This window comes from Brevundimonas sp. (genome assembly GCF_046299595.1).
Lineage (GTDB): Bacteria > Pseudomonadota > Alphaproteobacteria > Caulobacterales > Caulobacteraceae > Brevundimonas.
On sequence record NZ_JBKBHQ010000001.1, the window covers coordinates 1,273,816 to 1,291,640 of the forward strand.

The 17,825-nt window shown below is 68.6% G+C and carries 13 protein-coding genes; 8 read left to right on the forward strand and 5 right to left on the reverse strand.

Translation table 11 applies throughout. The features are described 5' to 3' along the window. The first annotated feature begins 56 nt into the window (after positions 1–56). The 4 genes from mutS (at position 57) to trpS (ending at position 8,249) form a co-directional block, all read left to right on the forward strand. A complete protein-coding gene (gene mutS / locus ACK4E3_RS06355) occupies positions 57–2,771 on the forward strand; it encodes a DNA mismatch repair protein MutS (protein WP_409697957.1) in 2,715 nt (904 codons plus the stop codon). Beyond that, complete coding sequence (gene glnD, locus ACK4E3_RS06360; RefSeq protein WP_409697960.1) at positions 2,768–5,419, forward strand: [protein-PII] uridylyltransferase; 2,652 nt, start codon at positions 2,768–2,770, stop codon at positions 5,417–5,419. Before mutS ends, glnD begins: the two co-directional genes overlap by 4 nt. A gap of 210 nt (positions 5,420–5,629) precedes the next feature. Then, a complete protein-coding gene (gene murJ, locus ACK4E3_RS06365) occupies positions 5,630–7,168 on the forward strand; it encodes a murein biosynthesis integral membrane protein MurJ (RefSeq protein ID WP_409697963.1) in 1,539 nt (512 codons plus the stop codon). Positions 7,169–7,211: 43 nt separating this feature from the next. Further along, positions 7,212–8,249, forward strand: coding sequence for a tryptophan--tRNA ligase (gene trpS / locus ACK4E3_RS06370; RefSeq protein ID WP_409697966.1), 1,038 nt, complete (start codon positions 7,212–7,214; stop codon positions 8,247–8,249). A 53-nt stretch (positions 8,250–8,302) separates the two neighbouring features. Here trpS and ACK4E3_RS06375 read toward each other — a convergent pair whose 3' ends face one another. Further along, positions 8,303–9,094, reverse strand: a complete 792-nt coding sequence (locus tag ACK4E3_RS06375; protein ID WP_409697969.1) for a SapC family protein — start codon at positions 9,092–9,094, stop codon at positions 8,303–8,305. Between the two features lie 161 nt (positions 9,095–9,255). Beyond that, positions 9,256–11,385: a TonB-dependent receptor domain-containing protein gene (locus tag ACK4E3_RS06380; protein ID WP_409697972.1), complete on the reverse strand. Its 2,130-nt coding sequence runs from the start codon at positions 11,383–11,385 to the stop codon at positions 9,256–9,258. Positions 11,386–11,550: 165 nt separating this feature from the next. On the opposite strand from ACK4E3_RS06380, the gene ACK4E3_RS06385 reads away from it, so the two are divergent. The 3 genes from ACK4E3_RS06385 (at position 11,551) to ACK4E3_RS06395 (ending at position 14,391) form a co-directional block, all read left to right on the forward strand. After that, positions 11,551–12,042 (forward strand): Fur family transcriptional regulator, encoded by a 492-nt coding sequence (locus tag ACK4E3_RS06385; RefSeq protein ID WP_409697975.1) that lies wholly within the window; start codon positions 11,551–11,553, stop codon positions 12,040–12,042. Positions 12,043–12,127: 85 nt separating this feature from the next. Beyond that, positions 12,128–13,357 (forward strand): pentapeptide repeat-containing protein, encoded by a 1,230-nt coding sequence (locus tag ACK4E3_RS06390; protein WP_409697978.1) that lies wholly within the window; start codon positions 12,128–12,130, stop codon positions 13,355–13,357. A 113-nt stretch (positions 13,358–13,470) separates the two neighbouring features. Further along, positions 13,471–14,391: an alpha/beta fold hydrolase gene (locus tag ACK4E3_RS06395; RefSeq protein WP_409697981.1), complete on the forward strand. Its 921-nt coding sequence runs from the start codon at positions 13,471–13,473 to the stop codon at positions 14,389–14,391. Here ACK4E3_RS06395 and ACK4E3_RS06400 read toward each other — a convergent pair. From ACK4E3_RS06400 to ACK4E3_RS06410, 3 genes are all read right to left on the reverse strand, one after another. Continuing rightward, a complete protein-coding gene (locus tag ACK4E3_RS06400; protein ID WP_409697984.1) occupies positions 14,370–14,813 on the reverse strand; it encodes an acyl-CoA thioesterase in 444 nt (147 codons plus the stop codon). The genes ACK4E3_RS06395 and ACK4E3_RS06400 overlap by 22 nt on opposite strands. After that, positions 14,810–15,958 carry an iron-containing alcohol dehydrogenase gene (locus ACK4E3_RS06405; RefSeq protein ID WP_409697987.1) on the reverse strand — a complete coding sequence of 383 codons (1,149 nt, stop codon included), beginning with the start codon at positions 15,956–15,958 and terminating at the stop codon, positions 14,810–14,812. The genes ACK4E3_RS06400 and ACK4E3_RS06405 overlap by 4 nt, the downstream gene beginning before the upstream one ends. A 108-nt stretch (positions 15,959–16,066) precedes the next feature. Next, a complete protein-coding gene (locus ACK4E3_RS06410) occupies positions 16,067–16,543 on the reverse strand; it encodes an Lrp/AsnC family transcriptional regulator (RefSeq protein WP_409697990.1) in 477 nt (158 codons plus the stop codon). Between the two features lie 138 nt (positions 16,544–16,681). Here ACK4E3_RS06410 and ald point away from each other — a divergent pair, with 138 nt between their 5' ends. Beyond that, positions 16,682–17,791, forward strand: coding sequence for an alanine dehydrogenase (ald, locus tag ACK4E3_RS06415; protein ID WP_409697993.1), 1,110 nt, complete (start codon positions 16,682–16,684; stop codon positions 17,789–17,791). Positions 17,792–17,825 lie beyond the last annotated feature (34 nt).

The following is a 17,825-nucleotide window of genomic DNA, read 5'->3' on the forward strand; positions in this document are numbered from 1 at the left end:
CCCTGCGCCGCCCCCGCGCTTGAGCCCGGCAGGGTGATCGTTCACCATTTGGCGCGATGAACGCCCCCCTGAAACCCGAGAGCCTGAGGCCAGACGCCCATGGCACCGCCCCGCAAGGCAGAGCCGAGCCGGTGATCGCGCCGGGCACCACGCCGGTGATGGCGCAGTTCCTTCAGGTCAAGGCGGCCCATCCCGACGCGCTCGTGTTCTTTCGCATGGGCGATTTCTACGAACTGTTCTTCGAGGACGCCGAGCGCGCAGCTGCGGTGCTGGGCCTTGCTCTGACCAAACGCGGCAAGCATCTGGGCGAGGACATCCCCATGGCGGGCGTGCCCGTCCATGCCGCCGAGGGCTACATGGCGCGCCTGATCCGCGCAGGCCTGCGCGTGGCGGTGTGCGAGCAGGTCGAGGACCCGGCCGAGGCGCGCAAGCGGGGCTCGAAAGCGGTGGTGCGCCGCGAGGTCGTGCGCGTGGTCACGCCGGGCACCCTGACCGAGGACAGCCTGCTCGACCCCAAGCGCTCCAGCCTGCTGGCGGCGGTGGTCAGCCACCGGGGGCGCTGCGCCATCGCCGTGGCCGACCTGTCGTCGGGGCGCCTTGAGTGCCTCGCCTGCGCGCCCGCCGACCTTGCCACCGAACTGGCGGCCTTCGCGCCCTCGGAGCTTCTGGTTGCGGATGGCCAGATGAACAGCGAGGAGCTGGCACCCCTGATCGCTGCGGCGCGCGCGCGCGCAGAGCCCGCATTGCAGGCCCTGCACCACGGCGTGGCGGATGTGGCCGCCCATCGCAACCGGCTGGAGCGTTTGTACGGCGTGCTCACCCTTGACGGGTTTGGTGAATTCAGCCCCGCAGAAGTCTCGGCCATGGGCCTGATCGGGGCCTATATCGAGCTGACCCAGGCCGGGCGCGTGCCCGCGCTCAAGCCTCCGCGCCGCCATGGCGAGAGCCCGTGGCTGGCCATCGACGCCGCCACCCGAACCAGTCTGGAGATCGAGCGCAACACCTCGGGCGGACGCGAGGGCAGCCTGGTCGATACGCTGGACCGCACCCTGACCGCAGCGGGCAGCCGCGCCCTGCTCGACCGCCTCGCGCGCCCGCTGCGCGCGCCCGAGGCCATCAACGCACGGCTCGATCAGATCGAGGCCCTGCTGAGCGATTCCGTCCTGCGCCAGAGCGTGCGCGAGCACCTGCGCGGCTGTGCCGACATCCAGCGCGCCCTGTCGCGGCTGGCGCTTGCCCGGGGCGGGCCGCGCGATCTCAAGGCCCTCGCTCTGGGTCTGTCCTGCGCGAGAGATCTGTCAAACCTGACCCACGGTGCCCATGGGGCGCTCGCATCGCTTGCACACAGCCTTACCCTGCCCGACGCGATCACGGCCCTGCTCGATGACCTGTCGCGCGCCCTGGTGGACGAGCCGGGCCACAACCTGCGCGACGGCGGCTTCATCGCACCGGGCTTCCGGCCCGATCTGGACGAGACGCGCGCCCTGCGTGACGACAGCCGCCGCATCATTGCGGCGCTGGAAGGCGAGGCCCAGAGCGAGACCGGCCTCCCGCTCAAGGTCCGGCACAATGCCGTGCTGGGCTATTTTCTCGAGACCACCGCGCGCCATGGCGAGAGCCTGATGCGCGAGCCGCTGAACGCGCGCTATTTCCATCGCCAGACCCTGGCCAGTCAGGTGCGCTTCACCACCCGCGAGCTGTCCGAGCTGGACGCGCGCATCAGCAAGGCCGCCGCCACGGCCCTGGCCATCGAGATCGAGACGTTCGAGGCCCTTCGCGAGCGCGCGATCGGCCTCAATGGCGCCCTCCAGCTCATCGCCGACGCCCTGGCCGAGATCGACGTCGCTGCGGGCCTCGCCGAATGGGCCGAGGATCATCGCGCGGTGCGCCCCCTCGTCGACGACAGCCTGTGCTTCCATGCCGAGGGTGCGCGTCACCCGGTGGTCGAGGCAGCGCTGCGACGCGAGGCCAGGCCCTTTACCGCCAACGACTGTCGGCTGGATGCCAGCGGCGAGCAGGGCGCGCGCCTGATCATCGTCACCGGACCGAACATGGCGGGCAAGTCGACCTTCCTGCGCCAGAACGCCCTGCTGGTGGTCATGGCCCAGGCGGGCTGTTTCGTCCCGGCCGTCAGCCTGCGCCTAGGCGTCGCCGACCGCCTGTTCAGCCGCGTGGGCGCGGGCGATGATCTGGCCAGCGGGCGCTCCACCTTCATGATGGAGATGGTCGAGACCGCCGCCATCCTGACCCAGGCCAGCGAGCGCTCTTTCGTGGTGCTGGACGAGATCGGGCGCGGCACCGCCACCTGGGACGGACTGGCCATCGCCCACGCCACCGCCGAGGCCCTGCACGAGCAAAATCGCGCGCGCACATTGTTCGCCACCCACTATCACGAGCTGGCCACGCTGGAATCCAGCCTGTCGAGCGTGGCCAACCTGTCCATGCGCGCACGCGAGTGGAACGGCGATCTGGTATTCCTGCACGAGGCGGCACCGGGCGCGGCAGACCGCTCCTACGGGGTGCAGGTGGCGCGGCTGGCGGGCGTTCCCCATGCGGTAGTCGAGCGCGCGCGTCAGGTGCTCGAGCGCCTCGAATCGAGCGCCGGTCCCACGGCGCGCCTCGACGACCTGCCCCTGTTCGCCGTGGCCGAGCCTGCGCCAGCCATCCTCGATGACCGGCTGCACAAGGCGCTCGCCGACCTTGACCCCGACGATCTGAGCCCGCGAGACGCGCTCGATGCGCTCTACAGGCTCAAGTCCCTGCTCTCGTGAGCCCGCGCGCCAGCCGCCAGCGTCATGACGAGGCCCTTGAGCGCCTGATCAGGGAGGCCAGCGCGGCCGGTCTCGATGCCCCTCAGTTGCGCGAGCGCCTGAAGGAGCCTCTGCGCCAGTGGTGGCTGGAACGCCTGCGCCGGGCCGAGGCCCGCCTGATCGCAGGCACCGGCGGGCTGGAGGTCGCGCGCTCGCTCGCCCGGCGGGCCGATGCCCTGCTGGTCCATCTGTGGACCCTGGCCACCGAGCAGCTCTATCCGGCCCCGAACGCACTGGACTCCGAGCGCCTCAGCCTGCTGGCCACAGGCGGATACGGGCGCGGGGTGCTGGCGCCCCATTCGGACCTCGACCTGCTGTTCCTGCGCCCGTGGAAGGCCAATGCCCGCGCCGAGGCGGTGACGGAGTTCATCCTCTATGTGCTGTGGGACATGGGGCTGAAGGTGGGCTGGGCCGCCCGCAGCCTCGATGACAATCTGCGCGTGGCGCGCAGCGACATGACCGTGCGCACCACCTTGCTGGAGGCGCGCCCTGTCGCAGGCGACGAGAGCCTGAGCGCGGCCTTTCTGGAGCGGTTCTACCGCTTCATCGACCGCAGCGATCCGCGCCCCTTCATCGCCGCCAAGCTGGAGGAGCGCGACCGGCGCCACATGAAAGCCGGGCGCTCGCGCTATCGCGTCGAGCCGAACGTCAAGGACGGCAAGGGCGGCCTGCGCGATCTCAACAGCCTGTTCTGGATCGCCCGCCACCTGGCCCCTGACAGCCCGCTGGGCGCGCGGGTCATGGGCGATCTGCTGACTGCACGCGAGGAGCGGCGCTTCGAGGAGGCTTTCGACTTCCTGTGGAGCGTGCGCGCCCATCTGCATTTTCTGGCCGGGCGGGCCGAGGAGCGGCTCAGCTTCGATCTCCAGCCCGAGATCGCCCGGCGCATGGGCTGGTCCGGTCGGGGCGAGGAACCGGCGGTGGAGCGGTTCATGCGCCGCTATTTCCTTAATGCGCGCGAGGTGGGTGCACTGACCCGCGCCCTGTGCGCCAAGCTGGAGGAACGCGGTCAGAAGACCGCCCATGGCCTGTCGCGACTGCTGCCGCGCCGGGTCAGGAAGCTCGATGAGCCCGGCCTGATCATCGCGGGCGGACGCCTCAGCGTGGAAGGGCCCCATGTCTTTACCGAGCGTCCGGCCATGCTCATGGGCCTGTTCGCCGCCGCCGACCGGCTGGACCTCGACCTGCACCCCGATGCCTTTGCCGCCGTGATGCGCAGCATGGCGCGCGTCGGCCCCTCCCTGCGCCGCGACGCCGGAGCGGCAGGTGCGTTTCTCGATGTGCTGGCGCGAGGGCGCGAGCCCTACCGCGTGCTCAGCCTGATGAACGAGACCGGCCTGCTGGGCCGCTTCATGCCCGAGTTCGCGCGCGTGGTCGGCCAGACCCAGTTCAACATGTATCACGCCTATACGGTCGACGAGCACACCTTGCGTGCCATCGGCATTGTCAGCGACATCGCCAGAGGGCGGCTGCGCGACGATCACCCGCTGGCCAGCGAGATCGTGCCGCGCATCATCGACCGCGAGGCCCTGATGCTGGCCATGCTGCTGCACGATGTGGGCAAGGGCGGCGCGCGCGGCCAGCTCGAGGACGGTGCCATCGCCGCGCGCCGGGCCTGCGAGCGGCTGGGCCTGAGTGCCGCGAGATGCGAGCTGGTCGCCTGGCTGGTGCGCCATCACCTGCTGCTGTCCGATACCGCCCAGAAGCGCGACGTGAGCGATCCCGACACCGTGCGCTGGTTCGCCCGCCAGGTGGGAGAGCCTGAGCGGCTGCGCATGCTGCTGGTGATGACCGTGGCGGACATCCGCGCGGTCGGGCCGGGCATCTGGAACGGCTGGAAGGGCCAGCTGATGCGCGATCTTTACAAGGCCACCTTGCGCGTGTTCCGCGGCGAGAGCCTGGAGCCGGTGCGCGTGGACGAGGACTTTGCTCCGCTGATCGCACGGGCGGGACGCAGCGGGGCCGCCGCCCTGCTGCGAGAGCGCACGGACCTCAACACCACCGAGCTGCTGGTCTGCGCGCCTGATCGCAAGGGACTGTTCGCGGACATCACCGCCGCCCTCGCACGCCTGCACGCCAATGTCATCAGCGCGCGCATCGTGACCCACGACGACATGGCGCTTGACCTGTTCGAGCTTCAGGACCGGGGCGGCGCGCCCTTTGCCCGGTCCGATGAGGCCCTGCGCTCCAGGCTCGTCTCGCTGGTGGAGCGCGCCGCACGCGGCGAGGTCTCGCCCTCGGCGAGGGAAGCGCCGCCCGATGCGCGCACGGCGGCCTTCGAGGTCATCGCCTCGGTCAGCTTCGACAACAGCGTGAGCGCCGAGGCGACCGTCATCGAGACGTCAGGGGTGGACCGGCCGGGCCTGCTGGCACGTCTGGCGGCCACACTCAGCGATCACGGGCTGTCGATCCGATCGGCCCATGCCGCCAGTTTCGGCGAGCGGGCGGTGGACGCCTTCTATGTCACGCGCGATGACGCTCCGCTCGACGACAAGCGCCTCGACGCCCTGCTGAAAGCCGATCTGCTGGAAGCGCTGGGCATCGAGCGCGCGCCTCCGCGCCGCGCCGACCGTGCCCTGCCGCGCGCGCGTGCGAGCCGCAGCGAGTAAGCCCTTGCAGGGCGCGGCGCTAAGGCATAGAGCGGCATTTCGCCGGGCGGCCACAGGCGCGCTCCGTTTCCACCTTGCAGGCGCCCGCGCGCCCCTGAGGGCCAGAGCTTGAGCGATCCCGCGAAGTCCCGCCCTGAAACCATGAACCCATCGGATACCGGCAAGGGTGGTGGCTCTGGCAGCGGTAGCACTGGGGGTGGCTCTGGCGGCATGATCCGCTCCAGCATCGTCTATGGCGGGCTCACCCTGATAAGCCGCGTCATGGGCCTGGCCCGCGATACCGTGGCCGCTGCCGTGCTGGGGGCCAGCGCCACCATCGCCGCAGACGCCTATTACACGGCCCTGAGCTTTCCCAACCTGTTCCGCCGCATCTTCGCCGAAGGGGCCTTCACCGCCGCCTTCGTGCCCGCCTATGCACGCACTCTCGCCGAAAAGGGACAGGCCGAGGCGGACCGCGTGGCCGTCGATGCCCTGGCCGTGCTGGCCACGGTGACCACCGCCCTGACCATCGTGGCCATGCTGGCCATGCCGTGGCTGATGACGATCATCAATCCGGGCTTCATCGACAATCCGCAGAAGTTCCAGCTGGCCGTGGTGCTGACCCAGATCACCATGCCCTATCTGCCGGCCATCACCATCGTGGCGCTGCTGTCGGGCGTGCTGAACGCGCGGGGCAAGTTCATCGTCTCGGCCTTGGCGCCCACGCTGCTGAACCTGTTTATCCTGGCGGGACTGCTGATCCCGAACCAGAGCCCGGCTGGCGCGTCGTTCTCGGCCTCGTGGGGGATACTGGCCGCCGGTGTGGGTCAGGCCCTGATGCTGGTCTGGGGCGTGCGCCGGGCCGGGGCCTCGATCCGCCTGCGAATGCCGCGCATCACACCCGAGATCAAGGCCGTGTTCGCCCTGGCCATTCCGGGCGTCATCGCGGGCAGCGCCACCCAGATCAACGTCTTCATCAGCCAGGCCCTGTCCTCGCAGGTCGATGGCGCGCGTGCCTGGCTGAGCAATGCCGACCGGCTCTATCAACTGCCGCTGGGACTGGTCGGCGTGGCCGTGGGTGTGGCGCTGCTGCCCGCCCTGTCGAAGGCCATCGGCGCGGGCGAGGATCAGCGCGCCCAGTCCAGCATGGATGATGCCCTGGGCTTCTCCATGGCCCTGACCCTGCCTGCGGCCACGGCCCTGATGGTCATTCCGCTGCTGCTGGTCGAGGGCCTGTTCCTGCGCGGTGCCTTCAATGCCTTCGATGCCCAGCAGACCGCCGCCGCCCTGTTCCACTACGGCTGGGGCGCGCCCGCCTTCGTGCTGACCAAGGTGCTGGCCCCCGCCTTCTTTGCCCGGCGCGACACCAAGACCCCGATGTATTTCGCCCTGGCGGCAGTGGCCCTGAACGTGGTGCTGTGCTTCGTGCTGTTTCACTTCATCGGCGTGCCGGGTCTGGCCATCGCCACCTCGGCCTCGGCTTGGCTGAACGTGGCCCTGATGGTCGTGACCCTGCAAAGACGCGGCACCTGGTCACCCGGTCGCAGCGTGGTGGTGCGCATCGCCAAGGTGCTGCTGGCGTGCCTCGGCATGGCCGTGATCATCGGGCTGCCCGCCAGCCAGCGCAGCGTGATCGAGCCCGTGCTGCGCGGCAAGGAGATCACCATGCTGGCCATCTGTGCCCTGGGCGCGCTGGGTTACATGGTGCTGCTGGTGGGTCTGCGCGCCATCACCCCGTCCGAGATGCGCGCGGCGCTGAAGCGTCGCTAGCGCCGGTCTTCATTCGCTCGAAAGCTGCTGGTATCACGCGCCCATGACCGACGATTCCTCCCCTGCATACAACGGCCCGCGCCGTATCCTGTCCGGTATCCAGGCCTCGGGTGCGCTGCACCTGGGCAACTATCTCGGGGCACTCAAGCGCTTCGTCGCCCTGCAGGACCAGGGCGCGCCGGTGTTCGTCTTCGTGGCGGACCTGCACGCCATCACCGTGTGGCAGGAGCCGGAGAAGCTGACCTCCCAGACCCGCGAGATCGCGGCGGCCTATCTGGCATCGGGCCTGGATCCGGCCCGCACCATCATCTTTCCGCAGTCGGCCGTGCGCGCCCATGCCGAGCTGGCCTGGGTGTTCAACTGTGTCGCCCGCCTCGGCTGGCTGGACCGCATGACCCAGTTCAAGGAGAAGTCGGGCAAGCACAAGGAGCGCGCGTCGGTGGGGCTCTATACCTATCCGGTGCTGCAGGCCGCCGACATCCTTCTCTACAAGGCGACCGAAGTGCCCGTGGGCGAGGACCAGAAGCAGCACCTGGAGCTGACGCGCGATATCGCCCAGAAGTTCAACAACGATTTCGGTGCGCCCGGCTTCTTCCCCCTGCCCGAGCCCGTGATCCAGGGCCCGGCCACCCGCGTCATGAGCCTGCGCGATGGTCAGGCCAAGATGAGCAAGTCCGACCCTTCCGACCTCAGCCGCATCAATCTGACCGATGATGCCGACACCATCGCGGCCAAGATCCGCAAGGCCAAGACCGACCCCGAGCCCCTGCCCGACAGCCTCGATGCCCTGGGCGAGCGGCCCGAGGCGCGCAACCTGATCGCCATCTATGCCGCCCTGTCCGACCAGAGCCGCGAACAGGTGCTGGCGCAGTTCGCCGGTCAGGGCTTTGGCGCCTTCAAGCCCAAGCTGGCCGAGCTGGCGGTGGAGTCTCTGGCCCCCGTCACCGCAGAGATGCGCCGCCTGATGGGCGATCCCGCCGAGATCGACCGGGTGCTGCGCGCAGGCGCGGAGCGGGCCGCCGAAGTGGCCGACCGCACGGTCGCCGAGGTCAGGCAGATCGTCGGCTTCTGGAACGGATAAAAAAAGCCCCGCTGTCGCCAGCGGGGCTCTTTTCTGGCCGGCGCGAGGGCCGATCAGGCGTTGGCCGCCGTGGGCATGGCCTGAGCGCGGATCATGGCCATGGCCACCAGACGATCCCAGCCGTAGAGCGAGATCAGGTGGGCGTAGATCTGGTGCAGGGCACCGTTGTCACGCAGCTCGGCCATCTTCTCGGGCGAGAGCTTGCGCAGCTTCTCCTCGGAGACGGCGAAATAGTCGGCGATCTTCTGGGGCTCGCCGGGCGAGCCGTCCGGGTTGCGCGGCGTGAAGACCGCGTCGCGCGTGTCGAACAGGTCGAGCTCGGTCAGCAGCTTGACGAAGCTGTCGGTGCGCTGGCGCTCGGTCTCGAAGTCCTGACAGAACTTGAGGCACTGCTCGAGGTAGGGCGTGGGCTTGCCGTCCTCGAACAGACGCACCTCGCCGCCCTCCACCACCTGATCGGAGCCGCGGTCGATGCACAGGATCATGCGCTCGGCCTGCTCGTCGTTGGCGAACACGAACGGATAGCGGCGCACGAAGGCCGGAACATAGGCATCGGCACGGAAGGTGCCATCCGCTTCCACGAACAGGTTGTCGTTGGACGACAGGCCCATCACCGCCAGAGGCATCTTCTGCTCGCCCAGGAAGATGATCGGATAGGACAGGGCGCTCGAGGCGAACTCGGAAACCGTCAGGGGGATCAGATTGCTCTGGGCGACGAACTTGAACGGTGTCGGCGACGGGTTCAGGCCCAGATTGGCGTGCTGCTCGACATTCACCGGCTCGGGGCTGGTGTAGAACAGGACGTTGCCGCTGACCGGGCTGGCGGGGGGATTGGACTGTTGCATGGACTTCGATGATGCTCGCGTAAAGGCGTGGAGGCGGGCCTTCTAGCCCAGGAAGCCCGCCTCGGCAACGCGAGGGCGCCGCTCGCACGAAGTGCGCCCCCTACGATACCCCCGTCAGGCGTGAGGCATGATTAATGCCGCTCCCGGCGCGTTCCCCCGCCTCAGAAGCGATAGGCGAGGCCGACGCGCACATTGCGCCCCGGCAGAGGGGCCAGATCCTTCAGGAACGAGGCGTGCTCGCGCATCTCGGCATCGTTGAGGTTGCGCCCCTCGACATAGAGCATCAGGCCGCGATCGGGGTCGGGACGCCAGCCGGCAAAGGCATTGAGCGTCACATAGCCGTCGGTACCCAGCTCGAAGTCGGCGACGCGCTCCTGTGCCCCGACACGGCGCACCTCGAAGCGGCCCAGCCACGGTCCGCTCTCGGCATTGATCCGCGTGGCAAACGACCACGGCGGGATGCGGGCCGCAGGGCCCAGATCGGTCTCGCCGCGCACCCGGTCGTAGGTGAACTCGACGCCGATGCGATCGCGCCCGCTCGTCCAGACGTCGAAGCCCAGGGTGGCCTCGAGCCCGCGGAAGGTGGCGTCGGTCTGGACATAGTTGAACACCGGCAGGCCATCGTCCTCGGTGCCATCGGGGCGCAGGTCGATGAAGCCGTCATAATCGGCATGGAATACGTGCAGGTCGAGGCGCAGCGGCCCCGAGCGCCAGTGCATCGTGCCCTCGATGGAGGTCACGGTCTCGGAATCGAGGTCCGCATCGCCGATCTCGAAGGCCTGGGTGGCGATGTGCGGCCCCTCGGCGAACAGCTCTGCCTCGGTCGGCGCGCGTCCGTTGCGCGAAACCGACAGGCCGAGGAACAGGGGGGTGACCGGGCGGAAGAATACCCCGGCGCTGGCCGAGACATTGCTGAAATCGCGCGAGGCGGCAGCGGTCTCGAGACTGCGGGTATCGAGGCGCAGGCCTCCTTCAAGCCCCCAGCGGCCGAAGTCCATGCGCTGCAATGTGTAGAGGCCCAGCTCGCGGATGTCGGTCTGGGGCACATAGGCCTCGTCGCCGACCGCATCGAAATCGCGCACCAGACCCTGCACGCCTACCGCGCCGTCCCAGCCGCCGCGCGTGGCCTGGACCAGTTCCAGACGACCCTCGAAACCGCTGGAAGTGAACACCGTGCCGACATCGCCGTCCTCGAACTCGGTGTGGGTGTAGTCGCTGTAGCCGCCCGAGAAGCGCAGGCGCTCGAACGGGCCGAAGCCGAAGCGCCACTCGCCGCGCAGGTCCACGCGGGTCTGACGCAGGCCGATGGTCACGTCCTCATCGTCGTGGTCGTGGTCATGGTCATGATCGTGGTCATGATCGTCGTCGTGATCGTCATGGTCATGATCGTCGTCGTGGTGGTGGTGATGATGGCCGGGCACGCCGTAGTCGCTCTCGGTGCGCTTGACCGACAGCCCGATGAAGCCGTTGGCGCCGATCCACGAGCCGCCGATGCCGTAGGTGCTCAGATTGACGAAGCTGTTGTCGAGGCGCGTGCGGCCGGGAGGGGCGATCTCCTCGCCCTCATCGAAGCGCAGACGGTTGGACTCGGCGTCCACGGGGATGCGGTAGTCGCCCGACTCGCGGCGCTGGCCGTCGATGCTGAAGGCAAAGGGCCCTGCGCCGAAGGTGACGGAGCCCCCGACATTGAAGCCGTCATCGACGCTGGAGCCCTGTGCGAACACGCGCCCGCTCATGCCGCCTTCGGGCAGGGCCTCGGGAATGCGGTCGTCGATGACATTGACCACACCGCCAATGGCCGAGCCACCATAGGCGAGGGTCTGGGGCCCGCGCAGCACCTCGATGCGCACCGCCTCGCCCGGATCGGCCGAGACCTGATGGTCGGGCGACAGCGCGCTGGCGTCGATCAGGCCCAGCCCGTTGGCCAGAACCTGCACGCGCGGCCCGGCAAGACCGCGGATCACGGGGCGGCTGGCTCCGGCCGAAAAGCTGGACGAGCGCACACCCGGAATGCCGTTCAGCAGATCGCCCAGCGTCAGGGCCGGGGCCATCAGAAGCTCGTCCTCGGTGATGACATCCACGGCAATGTTGGTCGCATCCGTTGTGATGCGATAGGGCGCGGCGGTGATCACCACCTCCTCGACGCGCGTGGGCTGGCCCTGGGCCTCCGTCGAGAGGGCCTCGCCGGAGAGGGCAGGCGAGGCCAGCCCGGCAAGCAGGGCGCCGATGGCGCTGGCCCCCATCATGCGGCTGCGGGCAGGGACGTGACGACGGGCAGGGGCAGTGGTCATGGCAGGGGACTCGTTGATGTCTTGACGCTGGAGGCAAACCCGCGCGCTTTCGCCGGGGGCTTGATATTCGAGCGATGTGTTATGAAATAACATCACCTCTCGTCAAGGGGCATGGTGCGGACCGCCCGCCTTGCCCTCTCCACCCGACTGGATTACCGAAAGTTCATGAGCGCCTCCTGCCAGCATCACGACCACTCCAGCGGCCTGTCGGGAACAGGGCTTGAAGATGCGCTGTCAGCTGCCGAGGCGCGTTGTGCGCACAGCGGCGAGCGCATGACCGCCCCGCGTCGGCGTGTGCTCGAACTGCTGCTGGAGGCGGGTGCGCCGGTGAAGGCCTATGATCTGATCAGCGGCTTCGGCGCGGACGGCCAGGCCGCCAAGCCCCCCACGGTCTATCGTGCGCTGGAGTTTCTGGAGAACCAGGGGCTGGTGCACCGCATCGCCTCGATCAGCGCCTATGTCGCCTGCCGCAGCGCCGAGCAGGACCATGCGGCCGCCTTCCTGATCTGCGACTGTTGCGGCGCGACCGCGGAAATCTCGCCCATCGGCAATACAGCCCTTGCCAAGGCTGCGGACGAACAGGGCTTTCGTCTGGCACGCACCACCATCGAGGCCCATGGCCTGTGCGAGGCCTGCGCGGGCAGCAGCCACGCCTGAGCGACGCTCCTGCCGCTCCACGGCCCCTTGCGACGGCAACTCACCTATCACTGATATTTAACCGCCGGGGCGTTAGGAATGTGCCATGTTTGAGGGGCAGATCAGAACGATCGACCACAGCGTGCTCAAACAGGTGCTCGAAGCCCACGCACGCTTCACGTCCGGCCAGCCGGGCGGCAGGCGCGCACGCCTGCGCCTGATCGAGCTGTCAGGCCTGGCCCTCGATGGCGTGGACCTGCGCGGAGCCGACCTGTCCGGTGCGCGCCTGCGCGACACCCTGTTGATGGGAGCCCGGCTGGAGGGGGCAAACCTGTTCGGCGCGGACCTGCGCGGGGCGGACCTGCGCGAGGCGCGCCTCGACGGAGCGGACCTGCGCGGGGCGTGCCTGAAAGGCTGCAATCTGGTGCGCGCCTCGCTCAATGGCTGCGACCTGCGCGAAGGGGCCATCGCCGTCCAGAAGTCGAGCGAGGACTTCCACTTCCTGCGGCACGACCCGCGGGCCGGTGACATGGAGCGCGCGGTGCTGTTTGATACCGCCCTTGCCGGAGCACGGCTGCCGGGCCGCTTCAGCGCCGATTTCTCCGATGCCGACCTGTCCCATGCGGCCCTGCGCGGGACGAAGCTGCATGGCGCGCGCCTTGACGGCGTCATCCTGTCAGGAGCCGATCTCGATCAGGCGGACCTGAAGGGTGCCAGCCTGAAGCGCGCGGTGCTGGCCGGGGCCGACCTGTCGCGCACGGGGCTTGAAGGCGCTGACATGAGCGGTGCACTCGAGCCGCCGCCGCCCATCGTCTTCATCGACGACATGCCCCTGCACCAGCTCATCGCCGATCACCAGCGCTGGTGCGACAGCGAGGGTCTCGATGGCACGCCCTTCCGCTATGCCATGACGGACTTCCGCACGCTCAGGCACCTGAAGGGTGCGCGGCTCAGCGCCATGCGCGCGCGCGGCTCGGTGTTCTTCGGCATGGATCTGGCCGGGGCCGAGCTTCAGGGCGCGGACCTGAGCGGATGCGACTTTCGCCAGGCCAATCTGGAAGGGGCCGATCTGCGCGGCGCACGGCTGACCGATGCCCAGCTGGTGCGGGCCAATCTTCGCGGCGCACGGCTGGGCCCGCTGGATCTCGGACAGGGCCGACAGGCACGTGCCGATCTCACCCGCGCGAACCTCATGATGGCGGACCTGTCGCAGGCCTCGCTGGTGCGCACGCGCCTGCTCGAAGCCGAGCTTCAGGGTGCGTGCTTCACGAGCGCACGCATCGCTCGGGCCGAGTTCGATCCGGGCTTCGATCCTCTCGCAACCCTGGCCGCGTGATCGCCCGCGCTTGCCAAAGCCCCTGTCAGCGCCAACATCCCTCCCCTGCCCGCAGAGCGCCTGAACGGCTGCTCATTTTTTCAGTATCGGCCTCGTAACCAGACGCCCAGCCCATGACAGACAGTTCCCTTCACGCGACCGGAAGGTCCGGGGCACCGCGCCAGCAGGCGATCACCCTCACCATGGCCGATGGCACCATGGGCGCGTTGGACATGGGCGATCCGGCCCGGCCATTCGATCTGGTGTTCCTGCACGCCAATGGCTTCAACGCGCGCACATATCTTGGCCTGCTTGAGCCCCTGTCGCACAACTGGCGCGTACTGGCGCTCGATCTGCGCGGTCACGGAAGCACGCGTCTGCCGACCCGGACCGCAGGACGCCGCAACTGGGCCGACATGCAGGCCGATGTGCGGCTCGCGCTGCAACAGGTCGAGGCCGAGCGGATCGTGCTGGCCGGGCACTCCATGGGCGGCAGCCTGTCGATCCTGACCGGCGCGGGCGCACCCGACCAGGTTGCACAGATCGTGGCCATCGATCCGGTGGTCTGGCCGAGGCTGATAACCGTGGCCCTGAACCTGCCGGGGGTGTCTCGCCTGGCTGCGCGGACCCCGCTGGTCAGTGGCGCGCTGCGCCGACGCAACGGTTTTTCGAGCCCCCGGAGCGCCCTTCAGGGCTGGCGCGGACGCGGCGCCTTCACCGGCTGGCCGGATGCGGTCCTGCAGGACTATGTGGCCGATGCGCTGGAGAGGGGCGAGGACGGGCGCTGGCACCTCACCTGCCCGCCCGTCTGGGAAGCCTCCAACTATGCGGCCCAGGCCCAGAATGTCTGGCGCGCTGCCTCCAGGGCCTCGCAGCCGATACGGGTTCTTCGGGCCGAGCGCGGCTCGACCTGCTTCTTTCCCGAAGGCGACAGCCACGGCGGGCGCATGAGCGTGACCCGCGTGCCGGGCACCACCCACTTCATGCCCATGCTGAGCCCGGAGCCGGTGCGCTCGGCGCTGATTGCGGCGCTTCAGTCGCGCGAGAGCGTCTGAAGAAAGGCCCGCAGCGGGCCGGGCAGGGGCACGGGCCTGCGTGTGGCGCGGTCCACATAGACGTGCACGAAATGGCCCTGGGCCGCCGCGCGCTCAGCGCCCGCAGCGAACAGTCCCACGCCATAGCGAACGCTGGAGGTGCCGATGTGCTCGGCCCGGATGCCCGCCTCGATCACCTGCGGAAAGCTGAGGGCCGCGCCATAGCGACAGCCCGTCTCGACCACCAGGCCGATGACATCGCCCCCTTGCGGGTCGAGCACCCCCGCCTCGATCAGGGCGGCGTTCACGGCGGTGTCGAAATAGCTGTAATAAGTGACGTTGTTGACGTGCCCATAGACGTCATTGTCCATCCATCGCGTGGGAATGTCGCGCCACAGGACGAAGTCCTTGCGCCCCGCCATGGGCTCGCGCGGGCCGCTCACAGGGCCTGCTCGTAGAGCGCGCGCGCATCTGCGAGGCTCACCTCGCGCGGATTGTTCACCAGCAGGCGCGTGACCTGCATGGCATCATGGGCGAGGCGATCAAGATGCTGGCGCTCCACCCCGACCTCGCCAAGCCTCTGCGCCATGGGCATGGCCGCCACCAGCCGCGCCATCTCGTCGACCAGAGCCTCACCTGTGCCGTCGAGACCAAGATGGGCCGAAAGCTCGCCATAGAGCGGCTCGCACCCGGGCAGGTTGAAGCGCATGACCGGCACCAGCACCAGCGCATTGGACAGGCCGTGGGGCACATGAAAGATGCCGCCGACCGGATAGGCAAGGGCATGGACGGCGGCGACAGGCGCATTGGCAAAGGCCATGCCCGCCAGCAGCGATCCCTGAAGCATGGCCCGGCGCGCCTCGATGTCCTGCCCGTGGCTGACCGCGCGTTCGATGTGCGCGTGCAGCAGCTTGAGCGCCGCCACGGCCAAGGCGTCCGAGACCGGGTTCTTGCGATGACGACTGGTATAGGCCTCGATGGCGTGAACCATGGCGTCCACCCCGGTCATGGCCGTGACGGCGGGGGGCAGGCCCAGCGTCAGCTCGGCATCAAGCACCGCCACATCGGGCAGCAGCAGGGGTGAGACCACGCCTTTCTTCTGATCGTCAGGCGTGGTGACGATGGCGATAGGCGTCACCTCGGAGCCCGTGCCGGCTGTGGTGGGCACCTGGATGAGCGGCAGACGCGGGCCTCTGGCCAGGCCGATGCCATAGAGGGACTCCAGCGGCTGGGGCGTACGCGCCAGCAGGGCAATCAGCTTGGCGCAGTCGAGCGAGGAGCCGCCGCCCAGGCCGATCACCACATCACAGTCCTGCGCGGCAGCAAGCCCCTGCATCACGCAGGCCTCGGGCGGATCGGCGGTGACCGCATCGAACAGCACCACCGCGTGTCCGTCCTGCTTCAGTGCCGCGGTGACACGATCGGTGACGCCCGCACTCACAAGGCCCGCATCAGTGACCAGCAGCACGCGGCGCGCAGCCGCATCGCCCGTGACCGACGCCATGATCGCCGACAGCCGCGCGCTGGCGCCATCCTCGCAGACGATCCGGGCCGTGGTCTCGAAGGTGAAGCTGGCAGCTAGGCTCATCGGGGGGCACCGTCACCGGCGTGATAGAGGCGCACAGCAAGCCCCAGAGCCCGCCGACAATCAAGATCACGCAGGGTCAAGAGACGGCCGACACGCAGCGGGCACCGGTCAGACCGGCAGGGCGCCACGCTTGACCACGGTGCGCATGGCCACGCTGGAGGACACGCGCGTCACGCCTGCAATGCTGGTCAGGGCGCGCGCGTGAATGCGCTCCAGATCATCGACATCGCGCACCACGAGGCGCAGCAGATAATCGGCACTACCGGTCATCAGATAGCACTCGGTGACCTCGGGCACGCCCGCGATGGCGGTCTCGAAGGCCTCCAGAGTGGCCTGGGCCTGCGAGGCCAGGGTTACGGTGACGAAGACGCTGAGCGGCAGACCAACAGCGCGCTCGTTCAGCAAGGCGGCATATCGACTGATGACACCGGCATTCTCAAGAGCCCGCAGCCTTCGCAGGCAGGCGGATTCGGACAGGTTCACCCGTCTGGCCAGATCGACGTTGGAGATACGCCCGTCCGTTTGCAGGACTCGCAGCATGTTCCTGTCGATGGCATCCAGCTCAATCGCAGATACCGTCTTCATGATGCGCTTTTATCGCATGACCTGCCAGATGACTACCGCCCTCCACCTGCATTGGGCAGGAACCTGCGTGCCCTGCTGGAGTAAAACATCGCAGGACAAGAAGGCGCGAACAGGCGCGCCCCATCAGGAGGAAATGCCATGCGCGTAGGTGTGCCCAAGGAAATCAAGGCCAATGAGCACCGGATCGGCCTGACCCCGTCAGCGGCCCGGGAATATGTGGCCAACGGCCACGAGGTGCTGATCGAGAAGGGCGCGGGCCTCGGCGCGGGCTTTTCCGACGAGGTGTTCGTGCGCGCGGGTGCCCGCATCGTCGAGAATGCCGACGCGGTGTTCGAGCAGGCCGAGATGGTGGTCAAGGTCAAGGAACCCCAGGCCGTCGAGTGGAAGAAGCTCAGCTCTGACCAGATCCTGTTCACCTATCTGCATCTGGCGCCCGATCCCGACCAGACCAGAGGCCTCATCGACTCGGGCTGTGCGGCCATCGCCTATGAGACCGTGACCGATGCGCGCGGCGGCCTGCCCCTGCTGGCGCCCATGTCGGAAGTGGCCGGACGCATCGCGGTCTTTTCGGCAGCCGAGACCTTGCTCAAGCACAACGGCGGCATGGGTCTGCTGCTGTGCGGCGTGCCCGGCGTGCCGCCCGCGCGCGTGGTGGTGCTGGGCGGCGGCGTGGTCGGCATGAATGCGGCGCGCATGGCCATGGGCCTGAATGCCGAGGTGGTGGTGCTGGAGCGCTCCATCCCCCGTATGCGCGAGATCGACGACATCTTCCTCGGGCGCGTGCTGACCCGCTATTCCTCGCTCGATTCCATCGAGGACGAGATTCTCAAGGCCGATGTGGTGATCGGGGCGGTGCTGACGGCCGGGGCCTCGGCGCCCAAGCTGGTCAAGCGCGAGCACCTGTCGCGCATGAAGCCCGGCTCGGTGCTGGTGGACGTGTCCATCGACCAGGGCGGCTGTTTCGAGACCTCGCGGCCCACGACCCACGCCGAGCCCACCTATGTGATCGACGATGTGGTGCACTACTGCGTCGCCAACATGCCGGGCGCAGCGCCCCGCACCTCGTCCGAGGCGCTGAACAATGCCACCTTGCCCTTTGGTCTGGCGCTGGCCAACCACGGCCTTGCCGCGCTGGAGAAGGACAAGCATCTGGCCCGCGGTCTCAATGTGCTGGGCGGCAAGATCACCCATCCCGCCGTGGCCGAGGCGCTGGGCTACGATTTCCACGACCCCTACAAGGCCTGGTAGGCATCGCCCGCCCCGCGTCATCGCGCGCGGGTGA

Coding starts and splice junctions, on each gene's coding strand:
- trpS (WP_409697966.1), top strand. CDS start 7,212: ATGACCGACGATTCCTCCCCTGCATACAACGGCCCGCGCCGTATCCTG.
- ACK4E3_RS06410 (WP_409697990.1), bottom strand. CDS start 16,543: ATGAAGACGGTATCTGCGATTGAGCTGGATGCCATCGACAGGAACATG.
- ACK4E3_RS06405 (WP_409697987.1), bottom strand. CDS start 15,958: ATGAGCCTAGCTGCCAGCTTCACCTTCGAGACCACGGCCCGGATCGTC.
- ACK4E3_RS06390 (WP_409697978.1), top strand. CDS start 12,128: ATGTTTGAGGGGCAGATCAGAACGATCGACCACAGCGTGCTCAAACAG.
- ACK4E3_RS06395 (WP_409697981.1), top strand. CDS start 13,471: ATGACAGACAGTTCCCTTCACGCGACCGGAAGGTCCGGGGCACCGCGC.
- ACK4E3_RS06385 (WP_409697975.1), top strand. CDS start 11,551: ATGAGCGCCTCCTGCCAGCATCACGACCACTCCAGCGGCCTGTCGGGA.
- mutS (WP_409697957.1), top strand. CDS start 57: ATGAACGCCCCCCTGAAACCCGAGAGCCTGAGGCCAGACGCCCATGGC.
- murJ (WP_409697963.1), top strand. CDS start 5,630: ATGATCCGCTCCAGCATCGTCTATGGCGGGCTCACCCTGATAAGCCGC.
- ald (WP_409697993.1), top strand. CDS start 16,682: ATGCGCGTAGGTGTGCCCAAGGAAATCAAGGCCAATGAGCACCGGATC.
- ACK4E3_RS06375 (WP_409697969.1), bottom strand. CDS start 9,094: ATGCAACAGTCCAATCCCCCCGCCAGCCCGGTCAGCGGCAACGTCCTG.
- ACK4E3_RS06380 (WP_409697972.1), bottom strand. CDS start 11,385: ATGACCACTGCCCCTGCCCGTCGTCACGTCCCTGCCCGCAGCCGCATG.